Annotated in this window: 12 protein-coding genes; 6 read left to right on the forward strand and 6 right to left on the reverse strand. The window is 68.6% G+C overall.

Annotated elements, in window-relative coordinates; genetic code table 11:
- Nucleotides 1-6: 6 nt before the first annotated feature.
- The 4 genes from glp to U5771_RS20355 all read right to left on the reverse strand — a co-directional run bounded on the left by glp (nt 7) and on the right by U5771_RS20355 (nt 6,474).
- On the reverse strand, nt 7-1,296 hold the full coding sequence (glp, locus tag U5771_RS20340) for a gephyrin-like molybdotransferase Glp (RefSeq protein WP_322025640.1): 1,290 nt from the start codon (nt 1,294-1,296) through the stop codon (nt 7-9).
- Between the two features lie 105 nt (nt 1,297-1,401).
- Entirely contained in the window at nt 1,402-2,019 is a 618-nt protein-coding gene (gene mobA, locus U5771_RS20345; RefSeq protein ID WP_322025641.1) for a molybdenum cofactor guanylyltransferase MobA, read from the reverse strand.
- A gap of 28 nt (nt 2,020-2,047) precedes the next feature.
- Nucleotides 2,048-3,160, reverse strand: coding sequence for a GTP 3',8-cyclase MoaA (gene moaA / locus U5771_RS20350; RefSeq protein ID WP_322025642.1), 1,113 nt, complete (start codon nt 3,158-3,160; stop codon nt 2,048-2,050).
- A 131-nt stretch (nt 3,161-3,291) separates the two neighbouring features.
- Nucleotides 3,292-6,474: an Rne/Rng family ribonuclease gene (locus tag U5771_RS20355; RefSeq protein ID WP_322025643.1), complete on the reverse strand. Its 3,183-nt coding sequence runs from the start codon at nt 6,472-6,474 to the stop codon at nt 3,292-3,294.
- A 722-nt stretch (nt 6,475-7,196) separates the two neighbouring features.
- On the opposite strand from U5771_RS20355, the gene U5771_RS20360 reads away from it, so the two are divergent.
- From U5771_RS20360 to U5771_RS20375, 4 genes are read left to right on the forward strand one after another with little or no spacing between them, the layout of a single operon-like run.
- Nucleotides 7,197-8,201 carry an RluA family pseudouridine synthase gene (locus U5771_RS20360; protein WP_322025644.1) on the forward strand — a complete coding sequence of 335 codons (1,005 nt, stop codon included), beginning with the start codon at nt 7,197-7,199 and terminating at the stop codon, nt 8,199-8,201.
- A gap of 5 nt (nt 8,202-8,206) precedes the next feature.
- Entirely contained in the window at nt 8,207-8,866 is a 660-nt protein-coding gene (locus tag U5771_RS20365; RefSeq protein ID WP_322025645.1) for an HAD-IA family hydrolase, read from the forward strand.
- Nucleotides 8,863-9,273: a Rieske (2Fe-2S) protein gene (locus tag U5771_RS20370; protein WP_322025646.1), complete on the forward strand. Its 411-nt coding sequence runs from the start codon at nt 8,863-8,865 to the stop codon at nt 9,271-9,273. Before U5771_RS20365 ends, U5771_RS20370 begins: the two co-directional genes overlap by 4 nt.
- A gap of 12 nt (nt 9,274-9,285) precedes the next feature.
- Nucleotides 9,286-10,278, forward strand: coding sequence for a S49 family peptidase (locus U5771_RS20375; RefSeq protein WP_322025647.1), 993 nt, complete (start codon nt 9,286-9,288; stop codon nt 10,276-10,278).
- Between the two features lie 72 nt (nt 10,279-10,350).
- Here the strand turns inward: U5771_RS20375 and U5771_RS20380 are convergent, their stop codons facing one another.
- On the reverse strand, nt 10,351-11,073 hold the full coding sequence (locus U5771_RS20380) for an SAM-dependent methyltransferase (RefSeq protein WP_322025648.1): 723 nt from the start codon (nt 11,071-11,073) through the stop codon (nt 10,351-10,353).
- Nucleotides 11,070-11,699 (reverse strand): Maf-like protein, encoded by a 630-nt coding sequence (locus U5771_RS20385; RefSeq protein ID WP_322025649.1) that lies wholly within the window; start codon nt 11,697-11,699, stop codon nt 11,070-11,072. The genes U5771_RS20380 and U5771_RS20385 overlap by 4 nt, the downstream gene beginning before the upstream one ends.
- A 252-nt stretch (nt 11,700-11,951) precedes the next feature.
- Between U5771_RS20385 and U5771_RS20390 the strand changes: the two genes are divergently transcribed.
- Complete coding sequence (locus U5771_RS20390; RefSeq protein ID WP_322025650.1) at nt 11,952-12,587, forward strand: DUF177 domain-containing protein; 636 nt, start codon at nt 11,952-11,954, stop codon at nt 12,585-12,587.
- 98 nt (nt 12,588-12,685) lie between these two features.
- Nucleotides 12,686-12,865, forward strand: coding sequence for a 50S ribosomal protein L32 (gene rpmF, locus U5771_RS20395; RefSeq protein ID WP_006051932.1), 180 nt, complete (start codon nt 12,686-12,688; stop codon nt 12,863-12,865).
- Nucleotides 12,866-12,969: the final 104 nt, after the last annotated feature.

Below are 12,969 nucleotides of genomic sequence, written 5' to 3' on the forward strand. Positions count from 1 at the left end.
TGGAATTCAGATCAGGCCGTCGAGCGGCAGGATGTCGACCGGGGTGCCCGCGTCGACTGCCGCGGTATCGTGGCCCAGGACGATGAAACAGTTGGCGGCCGCGAGGCCGCTCAACGATGCGGAACTCTGCGAACCGGCCGGCGCGACGTGCCACTGGCCGTCGGCGTCGCGCGTCGCGATCGCGCGCAGGTATTCGGTACGGCCCGGACGCTTGTTCAGTGCCTGCGTGCTGCGTGCCGTGTACATCGCCGGTGCCGGCGCATGCGCGCCGGCCAGCGTCAGCAGCGCGGGGCGCACGATCGCGTAGAACGTTACGGCGGATGCGACCGGATTGCCGGGCAGCCCGAAGAACAGCACGTGGCCGGCACCGTCGCCCGCGAGCGTGCCGCATGCGAGCGGCCGGCCGGGCCGCAGCGCGAGGCTCGCGAAGGTCACGTCGCCGAGCCGGGCCATCACGTCGCGCGTGAAATCGGCTTCGCCGACCGACACGCCGCCCGACGTGATCACCGCGTCGGCCCGTGCGGCCGCGGCATCGCGCAGTGCGCGTTCGAGCGCCGCCGGATCGTCGCGGACGATCCCGAGATCGAGCGCGTCGATGTGCAGCCTTTCGAGCATCGCGACCAGCATCCCGCGATTGCTGTCGTACAGCGTGCCGCGGCCGAGCGGCTCACCGGGTTCGCGCAGTTCGTCGCCGGTCGAGAACACGGCGACGCGCACGCGGCGGCGCACCGTGACTTCGCGCAACCCGAACGATGCGAGCAGGCCGAGATCGGACGGGCGCAGGATGCGGCCGGCGGCAAGCGCGCAGGCGCCGCGCGCGAGATCCTCGCCGGCCCGGCGGCAGTTTGCGCCGCGCGCGACGTCGTGCGCGGCGAAGCGGATGACGTCGCCGTCGACGCGCACGCGTTCCTGCGGAATGACCGTGTCGCATCCGGCCGGCATCGGCGCGCCGGTCATGATGCGGATGCACGCGCCGGGCGCGACGGCCTCGTCGAACGGATGGCCGGCGAGCGCCGTGCCGGCCACCGTCAGCGCGACTTCGGCGGCCGATGCAAGCGCGCCAGCGCCGCCGTCGAATGCATAGCCGTCCATCGCCGAGTTGTCGTACGCGGGAATGTCGAACGGCGCATTCACGTCGGCCGCGAGCACGCGGTCGAGCGCGTCATGCAGCGGCACCGTGTCACACGCGTCGACCGGCACCGCGAACCGGCACGCGAGCGCCTGCGCGTCCGCGAGCGACAGCGGGGCAGCGGAATCGGGTGCGGTTCGGGAGGCGGGCGAGGAGTGCGTGATCATCAGTCGGGCTGCGCCGCAAGGCGTATCGGGTTCGTGGCCGGTGGCGCGCGGAGGGCGCCTGAGCGCGCAGGCGCATGCGGCGGGCGGGAACGGATGCCGGTGCCGTCAGCGGCGGGCAAGCGCGGCAAGTTCCTGCCAGGAGTTGGCATTGTAAAACGCACGCTCGTCGCGAAACTCGACTTCGACCGTCTTGTGGCGTGCGTACCACGCACGCACCTTGCGCTCGCCGGCCGCGAGCCCGGCCGCGAGATCGTCGGCGAGCGACGTGCGCAGCAGCGCGAAGGTCGGCTGCGGCGAACGCGCCTGTTGCGCGTCGACGGTCACCGCCATCGCGATGTCGGCCTGCCGCGCGTCGAGGGCCGCGTGCAGCCGCGCGACGAGGTCGGCCGGCAAATAGGGCGTATCGCACGGCGAGCACGCGACGAGCGGTGCGCGCGCCGCCCGCATGCCGGCGAGCAGGCCCGCGAGCGGGCCGGGGAAATCGGGTGTGTCGTCCGGCACGATGCGCGCGTCGAACGGCGCACCGAGCTCGGCGTAGCGATCGGCGTTGCGATTCGCGCTGATCAGCGTCTCGTCGACCTGCGGCGCGAGCCGGCGCAGCACGTGCAGCGCGAGCGGCGTACCGTCCAGCAGCTGCAGGCCCTTGTCGGCGCCGTCCATGCGCGTCGCGCGCCCGCCCGCGAGCAGCAGGCCGGTGATGGAAGGTGAGGCGGAAGCAGACATCGCGGGAAATCGGGGCGGGCGGCGCGCGTCAGCCGCCGATGTACGACATTTCGACGCGCTTGCCGGCGCCGTCGGGCGCCGCGTCGGCGGCCGCGCTGCCGCGCAGCTGCGAATAGCGGTCGGTGCGGGCCTGCCAGATCCGGGCGATCGCGGTCGCGATCTCGGCGTCGCTTGCGCCGCCGCGCACCAGGGCGCGCAGGTCATGGCCGGTCGACGCGAACAGACACAGGTACAGCTTGCCCTCGGTCGACAGCCGCGCGCGCGTGCAGTCGCCGCAGAATGCCTGCGTGACGCTCGAGATCACGCCGATCTCGCCGCTGCCGTCCGCATAGCCCCAGCGCTGCGCGGTTTCCGCCGCCGTGTGCGGCTCGAGCGGCACGAGCGGGAACTGCTCGGCGATCCGCGCGACGACGTCCGCGGACGGCAGCACTTCGGTCATGTTCCAGCCGTTCGACGTGCCGACGTCCATGTATTCGATGAAGCGCAGGATCACGCCGGTGCCGCGGAAGCGCGCGGCCATCGGCAGGATCTCGCCGTCGTTGGTGCCACGCTTCACGACCATGTTGACCTTGACCGGCGCGAGGCCCGCGGCCTGCGCGGCGAAGATGCCTTCGAGCACGTCGGCGCTCGCGAAGTCGGCGTCGTTCATGCGCTTGAACAGCGTGTCGTCGAGCGCATCGAGGCTGACCGTCACGCGCGTGAGGCCGGCGTCCTTCAGCGCGCGCGCCTTGCGCGCGAGCAGCGAGCCGTTGGTGGTCAGCGTCAGGTCGAGCGGGCGGCCGTCGTGGGTCGTCAGGCGCGCGAGGCGCTCGATCAGGAATTCGAGGTTCTTGCGCAGCAGCGGCTCGCCGCCGGTGATCCGGATCTTTTCGACGCCGTGCGCGACGAACAGCCGCGCCACGCGCTCGATCTCTTCGTGCGTGAGCAGTGCGCTGTGCGGCAGGAACGGGTAGTCCTTGTCGAACACGTCTCGCGGCATGCAGTACACGCAACGGAAATTGCAGCGGTCCGTTACCGAGATGCGCAGGTCGCGCAGCGGCCTGGCGAACGTGTCGGCCAGGGCGCCGTCAGGGGTGTGCGCGACGCCGGAGATATCCGGCATCCCGCTGACGTCGGCGAGAGGAATGATGCGTCGGGACATGTTGAAAGAAGTGCGAGCCAGACCTCTATTTTAGCCGCAAGCGGCCGGCCGGTCCGGTGGGCGGAAACCCGCAGCGCGGAAATGAAAAAGCCCGCCGGAGGCGGGCTTTTCCTGGTCGGGCGATGCACCGCTTAATGGTGCGACGTTTCGACCTGCTGCATCGGGGTCGTGTCGACCGGCGGCAGCGCCTTGCGCTCGCGCGGCTCGCGGACCGCGCGCGGCAGGCGCGACGCGGCTTCCTGGGCAGCGCGGAACTTGTCGGCGTCGGTGTTCACCCACACGAGACCGGCCTGCTCCAGCACGACATCGAGGCTCGCCGAAGCGGGCGCAGCGGCCGGTTGGACGGGCGCCGGAGCCGGTGCGGCAACGGCTTCGACCGGTGCGGCTTCGACGTGGGCCGGTTCGACATGAGCCGGTTCGACGGCTGCCGGAGCAGCTTCGACCGCGACGACCGGTGCCGGTGCGGCCTGCTCGACGGGCGCGGACTGCGGCGCCTCGACGGCAGCAGGCGCGGCCGGCACTTCGAACGCATCGGTCGGCGAAACCGCGATCGGGGCCGGGCCGGCTTCCGGAGCGGCGGCCGGCGCGACCGGTGCCGATTCGGCTGCCGGTGCGATCGTTACGACCGGGGCGGGCTCGAGCGGTGCGACCGGCGTCGCTTCGACGCGAACCGGTGCCGGTTGCGGCTCGACCTCGGCCGGTGCGACTGCTTCGGCACGCGGTTCGACTGCGGCCTCGGCGACCACGGCGCCTGCTGCGGCGACGGCTGCCACGGCGACCGGTGCGGCCGTATGGGCCGGCTCGACCGCGCTCGGGGCTTCCGTCGTCACGGCCTGCACGTCGGCTTCACCGTCCGCGCCTTGCTCGGCGTGGTCGACGACTGCGCCTTCGTCCTCGCGCTCGCGACGACCGCCACGGCGGCCGCGGCGGCGGCGGCGACGTTCCTCGCCGTCACGTACGCCGGCTTCCGCGTCGGCTGCGACATCGGCGCCCGGCAGGGCGACGGCTGCGGCCTGGTCGGCTTCCGCTTCCGGATGGTTCTCGCCACGGGTGACGGTCTCGAGCGTCGCCGCGTGTTGCGTCGGCTTGCGGCGCTCGCCGCGCTCGCGACGTTCGCCGCGTTCCTGGCGCTCGCCGCGGCCGGCCGCCTCGACGGCTTCCGGCTGCTCGGTGCGCTCGCGCGGTTCGCGGTTCTCGCGCGGTTCGCGCGGCTCACGGCTTTCACGCGGCTCGCGCGGTTCGCGGCCTTCGCGCGGGCCACGGCCCTCGCGACCTTCGCGGCCCTCACGACCTTCGCGCGGCTCACGACCTTCGCGCGGCTCGCGGCCTTCACGCGGTTCGCGACCCTCGCGCGGTTCACGCGGCTCGCGCGCTTCCTTGCCTTCGCGTTCCTGGCGTTGCGACTGGCCGCGGCCTGCCGCTGCCTGGTCGCGACCACCCTGAGCCTGCTGGGCGCCGCCACGACGGTTGCGATTGCGATCGCCGCCGCGCTGCTCGGTCTTTTCGGTCCGCTCGCGGGCCGGACGGGCAGCCTGTTCCTTTGCCGGTGCCGGTGCAACCGGCGCGGGCGCCGGAGCCGGCGACATGCCGAACAGACCCTTCAGCCAGCCGATGAAGCCGCCGCTCGCCGCGGCGACCGGTGCGGGCGCCGGAACCGGCTCGGCCTGGCGCTGCGGTGCCGGGCTCGGCGCCGGGCGCTCGGGCGTGATGCCCTTGACCGCCGCTTCCTGCTTCGGCTTCACTTCGGCTGCGCGCTTGCTGTAACCGGTTTCCGACTCCAGTTCGCGGGCGGCTTCCTCGGCCATCTTCCAGGACGCACGCGGATCGTCGAGGCGTGCGTCGTCATGACGCAGGCGTTCGAGCTTGTAGTGCGGCGTATCGAGGTGCTTGTTCGGGATCAGCACGATGCCGACCTTGAAACGCGACTCGATCTTGTTGATTTCCTGACGCTTTTCGTTGAGCAGGAAGGCGGTCACCTCGACCGGCACCTGGCAGTGGATCGCCGCGGTGTTTTCCTTCATCGCTTCTTCCTGAATGATCCGCAGGACCTGCAGCGCGGACGATTCGGTATCGCGGATGTGGCCGGTGCCGTTACAGCGCGGGCAGGTCACGTGGCTGCCTTCCGACAGCGCCGGACGCAGGCGCTGGCGCGACAGTTCCATCAGGCCGAAGCGGGAGATCTTGCCCATCTGCACGCGCGCACGGTCGTGCTTGAGCGCGTCCTTCAGGCGTTGTTCGACTTCGCGCTGGCTCTTGGCCGACTCCATGTCGATGAAGTCGATCACGATCAGGCCGCCGAGGTCGCGCAGGCGCAACTGGCGGGCCACTTCGTCGGCCGCTTCGAGGTTCGTGCGGGTCGCCGTTTCCTCGATGTCCGCGCCCTTGGTCGCACGCGCCGAGTTCACGTCGATCGCGACGAGCGCTTCGGTGTGGTCGATCACGATCGCGCCGCCGGACGGCAGCGGCACCGTGCGCGAGTACGCAGTCTCGATCTGGTGCTCGATCTGGAAGCGGGAGAAGAGCGGCACGTCGTCGTGGTAGCGCTTCACCTTCGACACGTTGTCCGGCATCACGATGTCCATGAACGCACGGGCCTGATCGTGGATCTCGGTCGTGTCGATCAGGATTTCGCCGATATCGGGCTGGAAATAGTCCCGGATCGCGCGGATCACGAGGCTCGATTCCAGATAGATCAGCATCGGCTGGCCGGCGTTGCCGCTTTGCGACGCCGCTTCGATCGCGCGCCACAGTTGCAGCAGGTAGTTCAGGTCCCACTGCAGTTCCTCGGCGCTGCGGCCGATGCCCGCGGTGCGGGCGATCATGCTCATGCCGTCCGGAATCTGCAGCTGAGCCATGGTCTCGCGCAGTTCCTGGCGCTCGTCGCCTTCGATCCGGCGCGACACGCCGCCGCCGCGCGGGTTGTTCGGCATCAGCACGAGGTAGCGGCCGGCGAGCGAGATGAAGGTCGTGAGGGCGGCGCCCTTGTTGCCGCGCTCTTCCTTCTCGACCTGGACGATCAGCTCCTGGCCTTCGCGCAGGGCATCCTGGATGCGCGCGGAGCGCATGTCGATGCCTTCCTTGAAGTACTGGCGGGCGACTTCCTTGAACGGCAGGAAGCCGTGGCGGTCTTCGCCGTAGTTGACGAAGCACGCTTCGAGCGACGGCTCGATGCGGGTGATGACACCTTTGTAGATATTGCCTTTGCGCTGTTCGCGCCCGGCGGTCTCGATGTCGATGTCGATGAGCTTTTGCCCGTCGACGATGGCGACGCGCAGCTCCTCCTGCTGCGTCGCATTGAACAGCATGCGTTTCATGAACGGCTCCAGGCGGCTCCGCTGCCGGCGCCTCGCGGTTGTCAGTCGCGAGGGCGGGAACGACGGCAGGCCGCACCTTGTTGTGTTGTCACGAGCACGCTGGAGCGGGAACGATGGCGGGGAGAATTGCCTGAAGAGGCGCTTGGGCCCGAAAGACGGGGCCGGCGGCCGTAGGGCACCTGCGAATACGGTTTCAAAGCACGGCGTTCACACACCGCACGCTGCAAAAGCGCGCTAAGCCTGAGTCCGGGCATTGCCACGGGCGCGCGCAATGCGTCGCGCGCGCCGACGGGCGGCAGATGCTGCGGCTTGGGCCGCAGCGGGGAGTATCGAATCCAGCCCGACTTTCCCGCTTGGGGTGTACTTCCCTGGTTTGACGTCGCCAAGCCCCGCACGCTTCGCGGGGCCAAATCGGGCGCAACGCCGTAATTTTCGCAACCGGCAGCCTGCGGACGCACTTCACGCCGTCGGGCTGCCGATCATATTCTTTTCAACCAACTTTCCGTTACCGCGGCGCCTGGTCGACCGAATCCGCCTGTGGGCGCGATCCTTGCCGACGGCCGGCGCCGTGCGTGCAACTTGCTGCATCTCTTTGATTAGGGGTGAGCAGCGAACCCCCGGCGCAAGTAAAATAACGGTTTGCGCTTGCGCCTTGCCCGACTCGGTCGGGGCCGGCCTGTCAGGCCACCCTCAACGTCCGGCTGGGCAAAATTATATTCAGTATGAATGAGTTAGGCAAAATATCCCAGAATTCAGTCGCAAGCGGCCAGGTATCGATGATCCAGATCGACGAAAACTCGGCCGGTCAGCGGATCGACAACTTCCTGTTGCGCGTCTGTAAAGGCGTGCCCAAAAGCCATATTTACCGGATCCTGCGCAGCGGCGAAGTCCGCGTGAACAAGGGTCGGGTCGACGCCCAGTACCGTCTCGCGTTCGGCGACATCGTCCGCGTGCCGCCCGTGCGGGTGGCGGCGGCCGACCTCGCGCGCGCCGACACGCCGATCGTGCCGCCCGCGCAGTTCGAGGTGCTGTACGAAGACGACGCGATGCTCGTCATCAACAAGCCGGCCGGCGTCGCCGTGCACGGCGGCAGCGGCGTCGCGTTCGGCGTGATCGAGCAGATGCGCCAGGCGCGCCCGCGCGCAAAATTTCTCGAACTCGTGCACCGGCTCGACCGCGAGACCTCCGGGATCCTGATGCTCGCGAAGAAGCGCACCGCGCTCGTCGGCCTGCACGAGCAGATCCGCGAAAACCGGATGGACAAGCGCTACTTCGCGTGCGGGCACGGTGAATGGCAGCCCGACTGGGGCCGCCGCCGCGCGGTGAAGGCGCCGCTGTTCAAGTATTCGACCCCGGAAGGGGAGCGGCGGGTGCGCGTGCAGGACGACGGCCTGCCGTCGCACACGGTGTTCAACCTGATCGAGCGCTGGCCGGATTACGCGCTGGTCGAAGCGGAACTCAAAACGGGTCGGACCCATCAGATCCGTGTGCACCTCGCGCATCTCGGCCTGCCGATTGCCGGCGACGCCAAGTATGGCGATTTCGCACTGAACAAGGCGCTGGCGCGCGCGAACGCGCAGCCGTCGCTCAAACGGATGTTCCTGCATGCGTACCGGCTGAAGCTCGCGCATCCGCTGACCGGCGAGGCGCTGCAGTTCGACGCGCCGCTGCCGGACGAATGCCGGCGCTTCCTCGATCAACTCAGCGCTCTGCGCGATACCGCCTGACTCGCATGGCCCGACAGCAATTTGACCTGATCGTCTTCGACTGGGACGGCACGCTGATGGATTCGACTGCGCACATCGCGCACAGCATCCAGGCCGCTTGCCGCGATCTCGGCGTACCCACCCCGTCCGACGAGGCGTCCCGCTACGTGATCGGCCTCGGCCTGCGCGATGCGTTGCAGATTACGGCGCCGACCCTCGATCCGTCCGATTATCCGCGGCTGGCCGAGCGCTATCGCTATCACTATCTGCTGGACGATCAGCGCATCGAGCTGTTCGCCGGCGTGCGCGAACTGCTCGCGGAATTGCGCGATACGGGGTACCTGCTCGCGGTCGCGACCGGCAAGGGCCGGGTCGGGCTGAACCGTGTGCTCGACCAGTCGAAGCTGACCAGCCTGTTCGATGCGACGCGCTGCGCGGACGAAACCTTCTCGAAGCCGCACCCGGCGATGCTGCACGAACTGTCCCGCGAATTGGGGCAGGATCTCGCGCGTACCGTGATGATCGGCGACACCACGCATGACCTGCAGATGGCCGCGAGTGCGGGGGCGGCCGGCATCGGCGTCTCGTACGGCGCGCACACGGCCGATGCGCTGGCCGCGCTGACGCCGCGCTTTGTCGCGCCGGATGTCGGCGCGCTGGCGGCGTGGCTGCGGGAGCACGCATGAGCACGGCGCCGGAAGCCGTGCGCGTGTGTGCATCGGACGCGCTGGCCGACGGCGGTGCCGGCGTGCGCGTCGACGCGACGCTGCGCGGCGAGCAGGCGGTCGTGTTCTTCGTGCGCTACGACGGCCGTGCGTATGGTTACCTGAACCGTTGCGCGCACGTACCGATGGAGCTCGACTGGGCGGAAGGGCAGTTCTTCGAGTCGTCGGGCCTGTACCTGATGTGCGCGACGCACGGCGCGATCTACGCGCCGGATACCGGCAAGTGTGTCGGCGGCCCGTGCCGCGGCGGCCGCTTGCGGCCGGTCGAGGTCGACGAGCGCGACACGCCGGACGGGCGTGCGGTATTCTGGGTGCCGGATGCCGACCTGGGGCCCGCGGCTCCGCCCCCTCCCGCCACGACCGACTGACGACACCACTGCATGGCCGACCAACCGAATCTCCCGGACTCCTCGTCCCGTCCCGACAGCCGTGAACCGAACTGGGAGCGCGCGGCGCTCGAGCGGATCGCGCTTGCGGCCGTCAAGGAACAGCGCGCGGCGCGGCGCTGGAAGATCTTCTTCCGCTTTGCGTTCCTCGGCGTATTCGTGCTGCTCGCGTTCGCGCTGATCGATTTCTCGAGCGACTCGAAGTTCTCGTCGAGCGGGCGCCACACGGCGCTCGTGACGATCGACGGCGAGATCGCGGCGGGCACCAACGCGAACGCCGACGACATCAACACGGCGCTGGATACCGCTTTCGACGACGACGGCACGGCCGGCGTCGTGCTGCGGATCAACAGCCCGGGCGGCAGCCCGGTGCAGGCCGGGATGGTCTACGACGAGATCCGTCGGCTGCGCGCGAAGTATCCGAACAAGCCGTTGTACGTCGTCGTGACCGACATGTGCGCATCGGGCGGTTATTACATTGCATCCGCCGCCGACAAGATCTTCGTCGACAAGGCGAGCATCGTCGGCTCGATCGGCGTGCTGATGGACGGGTTCGGCTTCACGGGCCTGATGGGCAAGCTCGGTGTCGATCGCCGCCTGCACACGTCGGGCGAAAACAAGGGCTTCTACGACCCGTTCTCGCCCGAGACGCCGAAGATGGATGCCCATGCGCAGGCGCTGCTCGACCAGGTCCATGCGCAGTTCATCAAGGCCGTGAAGGACGGCCGCGGCAAGCGGCTGCACGAAACGCCCGACATGTTCTCCGGCCTGTTCTGGACGGGCGAGAAGAGCGTCGAACTCGGGCTCGCCGACGGCTACGGCACGACCGACACGGTCGCGCGCGACGTGCTGAAGGCGCCGGATCTCGTCGACTACACGGTGAAGGAAAGCCTGACGAATCGCGTCGCGCGCAAGTTCGGCGCGGCGGTCGGCGGTGCCGCGATGAAGGCGCTCACCGCGGGCGGCACGTCGTTCAGCCTGCGCTGAGCGGCGGCTGGCCGGCGCCGCGGCGAACGGGGCCGGGCGCCCCGTGCCGCGCGGCGGTTGCGGGTGCCGGCCTCAGTTCGCGAGCAGCAGGAAGATGGCGGGGCGCTTCTGCAGATTCGGCGCCGGCGCCTTTTTCCAGTCCGCCACCGAGCGGCTGGCGATCGTCTCGGTCTCGAGGGTCAGGTCGGCCGCGACGCAGATCTGCGTCGACGGCGCGCAGGTCGCGACGAGCGTGTCGAGCATCGCCTGGTTCCGGTACGGCGTCTCGATGAAGATCTGCGTCTGGCGCGCCTTGCGCGACAACTGCTCGAGTTCGCGCAGACGTTTCGCGCGCGCTGCCGCATCGACCGGCAGGTAGCCGTTGAACGCGAAACTCTGGCCGTTCAGGCCCGATGCCATCAGCGCGAGCAGGATCGAACTCGGCCCGACGAGCGGCACGACCTTCACGCCGCGCTCGTGCGCACGGCGGACCAGCAGCGCGCCGGGATCGGCAACGGCGGGGCAGCCGGCCTCGGACACGAGCCCGGCGTCCGCGCCCGCGAGTACCGGGGCGAGCAGCCGGTCGATCTCGCCGGCCGGCGTATTGACGTTCAGTTCCCGAATCTCGATTTCCTGGATCGGCCGCGTCGTGCCGATCTTCTTCAGGAACGCGCGGGTCGTTTTCGCGTTTTCGCCGATGTAATAGCCGAGCGCGCCGGCGCGTGCCTGCACGGCCGCGGGGAGCACGGCGGCGAGCATCGATGCATCGCCTTCGCCGAGGGTGTTCGGGACGAGATAAAGCGTGCCGGCCGTCATGCGCGGTCTCCCTGGGTAACGAACAGCGGATAGCCGGCGGCGCGCAGCATTCGCGTGAGCGCGATCAGCGGCAGGCCGACGAGCGCCGTCGGGTCGTCGGAGTCGATGGCATCGAGCAGCGCGATGCCGAGCCCTTCGGACTTCGCGCTGCCGGCGACGTCGTACGGCGTTTCCGCGCGCAGGTAAGCATCGAGTTCGGCTTCGGGCAGCGAACGGAAGCGCACGTGCGTGACGACATCCTCGCTCTGCGTTTCGCCGGTGCGGCTGTCGTACAGGCTGAGCGCACTGTGGAATTCGACGTCGCGGCCCTGCATCGACAGGAGCTGCGCCAGTGCACGCTCGTGCGTGCCCGGCTTGCCGATCTGGTGGCCGTCGAACGTCGCGACCTGGTCCGACCCGATCACGAGCACGCCGTCCGGCGCGTCGATCGTCGCGGCGACCGCGCGCGCCTTCGCGCCGGCGAGGCGCAGCGCGGTCGCGGCCGGCGTTTCGTCCGCGAGCGGGGTTTCGTCGAGGTCGGGCGACGCGACGTCGAACGGCATGCCGAGGCGCTCGAGGAGCGCGCGGCGGTAGCGGGAACTGGAGGCGAGAATCAGCCGCGGCGGGCGGCAAACGGTATCCGGCATGGTCGAGTGGGTCGGTGAGTCGTCAGGTGTGGCGCGGTGTTGCAAGGGCGCAAGCATAAGTGATTGACCGAAAAAGGTAAAACAGGTATGCTTTCCCGCTTTTCGTCGGCAGGCTTTCGCTGTGGTGGCGCCTGCCGGGTCTTCGGACGTAAAGTTAAGTAATCTGCGTGTGGCGTACGTGGCGTAGCTCGCGTACGTGGGCGGCGCCAGCAAGCCGGATCCCGCAAGTCAGCCTGTAGGCAGGAGCGCAACATGAACACTTCTTCTGGCAAACCTGCGGCAGCGCTTGATCCGCACGCGGTCGACCTGTTCGAATTCGCCCGCAGCGGGCGGCAGGCAGCGGGTGCCCTGCGCCTGTCGCAACTGCCGCGCATGTTGAACGAAGTGCCGGCGGACGCGCCCGATCGCGACACGGTCTTCACGTGGCAGGCCGAAGGGTTCACCCAGAAGGAGTTGCAGGACGACGGCGCCGATGGGCAGCAGCCGTATCTGCGCCTCGCGGTGCACGGCCATGCGTGGCTCACGTGCCAGCGCTGCATGACCCTGTACGACCAGACGTTCGACGTCGACATGACGTACCGGGTCGTTGCGACCGAAGAAGAAGCTGAAGAATTTCCGCTCGACGACGATGAAGCCGATGTGATCGTGGGCTCACGCCAGTTCGATCTCGTCGACTTGATCGAAGAGGAATTGCTGCTTTCGTTGCCGCTCGTGCCCAAGCACGAGGTTTGCCCGGCAGTTCACGAAAGCCTCGTGTCGGGTGCGAGCGGTCCTTCGGAAGAGGCGGACGACGAGTCCGTCGAAGACGAGGACGAAGGCAAACGGCCGAATCCGTTCGCGGCGCTGGAAGCGCTGAAGAAGGACGGGGACGGCAGCAACAAACACTAAGCAGTTGTGGCGCGGGAAGGCGTAAGGGCTTTGGGCCAGGGTAGTTAAGCGCCGGATCGGGCTGTGTTAGAATCCGGAAAATTATTTAGGAGTTAGTCATGGCAGTCCAGCAAAACAAGAAGTCGCCGTCGAAGCGCGGCATGCATCGTTCGCACGATTTCCTGACGGCAGCGCCGCTGGCAGTCGAGCCGAGCACGGGTGAAGTGCATCTGCGTCACCACGTCAGCCCGAACGGCTACTATCGCGGCAAGAAAGTCGTCAAGACGAAGAACGACTAAGCGTCAAGTCACGCGTTGCGCGCTACGTTCGCCGTTCGCGTGACAACTGGTTCGCTTGACACTTTCCTGGCGCAACAAAAAGGCGGCATTCAACTGCCGCTTTT

The organism is Burkholderia sp. BCC1977 (assembly GCF_905339595.1).
In the GTDB taxonomy this organism is placed as follows: Bacteria; Pseudomonadota; Gammaproteobacteria; order Burkholderiales; family Burkholderiaceae; genus Burkholderia.

Excerpts from the sequence above, each read along its gene's own strand:
- U5771_RS20370 (WP_322025646.1), top strand. The coding sequence starts at position 8,863 with ATGAGCACGGCGCCGGAAGCCGTGCGCGTGTGTGCATCGGACGCGCTG.
- mobA (WP_322025641.1), bottom strand. The coding sequence starts at position 2,019 with ATGTCTGCTTCCGCCTCACCTTCCATCACCGGCCTGCTGCTCGCGGGC.
- U5771_RS20390 (WP_322025650.1), top strand. The coding sequence starts at position 11,952 with ATGAACACTTCTTCTGGCAAACCTGCGGCAGCGCTTGATCCGCACGCG.
- rpmF (WP_006051932.1), top strand. The coding sequence starts at position 12,686 with ATGGCAGTCCAGCAAAACAAGAAGTCGCCGTCGAAGCGCGGCATGCAT.
- U5771_RS20365 (WP_322025645.1), top strand. The coding sequence starts at position 8,207 with ATGGCCCGACAGCAATTTGACCTGATCGTCTTCGACTGGGACGGCACG.
- moaA (WP_322025642.1), bottom strand. The coding sequence starts at position 3,160 with ATGTCCCGACGCATCATTCCTCTCGCCGACGTCAGCGGGATGCCGGAT.
- U5771_RS20385 (WP_322025649.1), bottom strand. The coding sequence starts at position 11,699 with ATGCCGGATACCGTTTGCCGCCCGCCGCGGCTGATTCTCGCCTCCAGT.
- U5771_RS20375 (WP_322025647.1), top strand. The coding sequence starts at position 9,286 with ATGGCCGACCAACCGAATCTCCCGGACTCCTCGTCCCGTCCCGACAGC.
- U5771_RS20355 (WP_322025643.1), bottom strand. The coding sequence starts at position 6,474 with ATGAAACGCATGCTGTTCAATGCGACGCAGCAGGAGGAGCTGCGCGTC.
- U5771_RS20360 (WP_322025644.1), top strand. The coding sequence starts at position 7,197 with ATGAATGAGTTAGGCAAAATATCCCAGAATTCAGTCGCAAGCGGCCAG.
- glp (WP_322025640.1), bottom strand. The coding sequence starts at position 1,296 with ATGATCACGCACTCCTCGCCCGCCTCCCGAACCGCACCCGATTCCGCT.
- U5771_RS20380 (WP_322025648.1), bottom strand. The coding sequence starts at position 11,073 with ATGACGGCCGGCACGCTTTATCTCGTCCCGAACACCCTCGGCGAAGGC.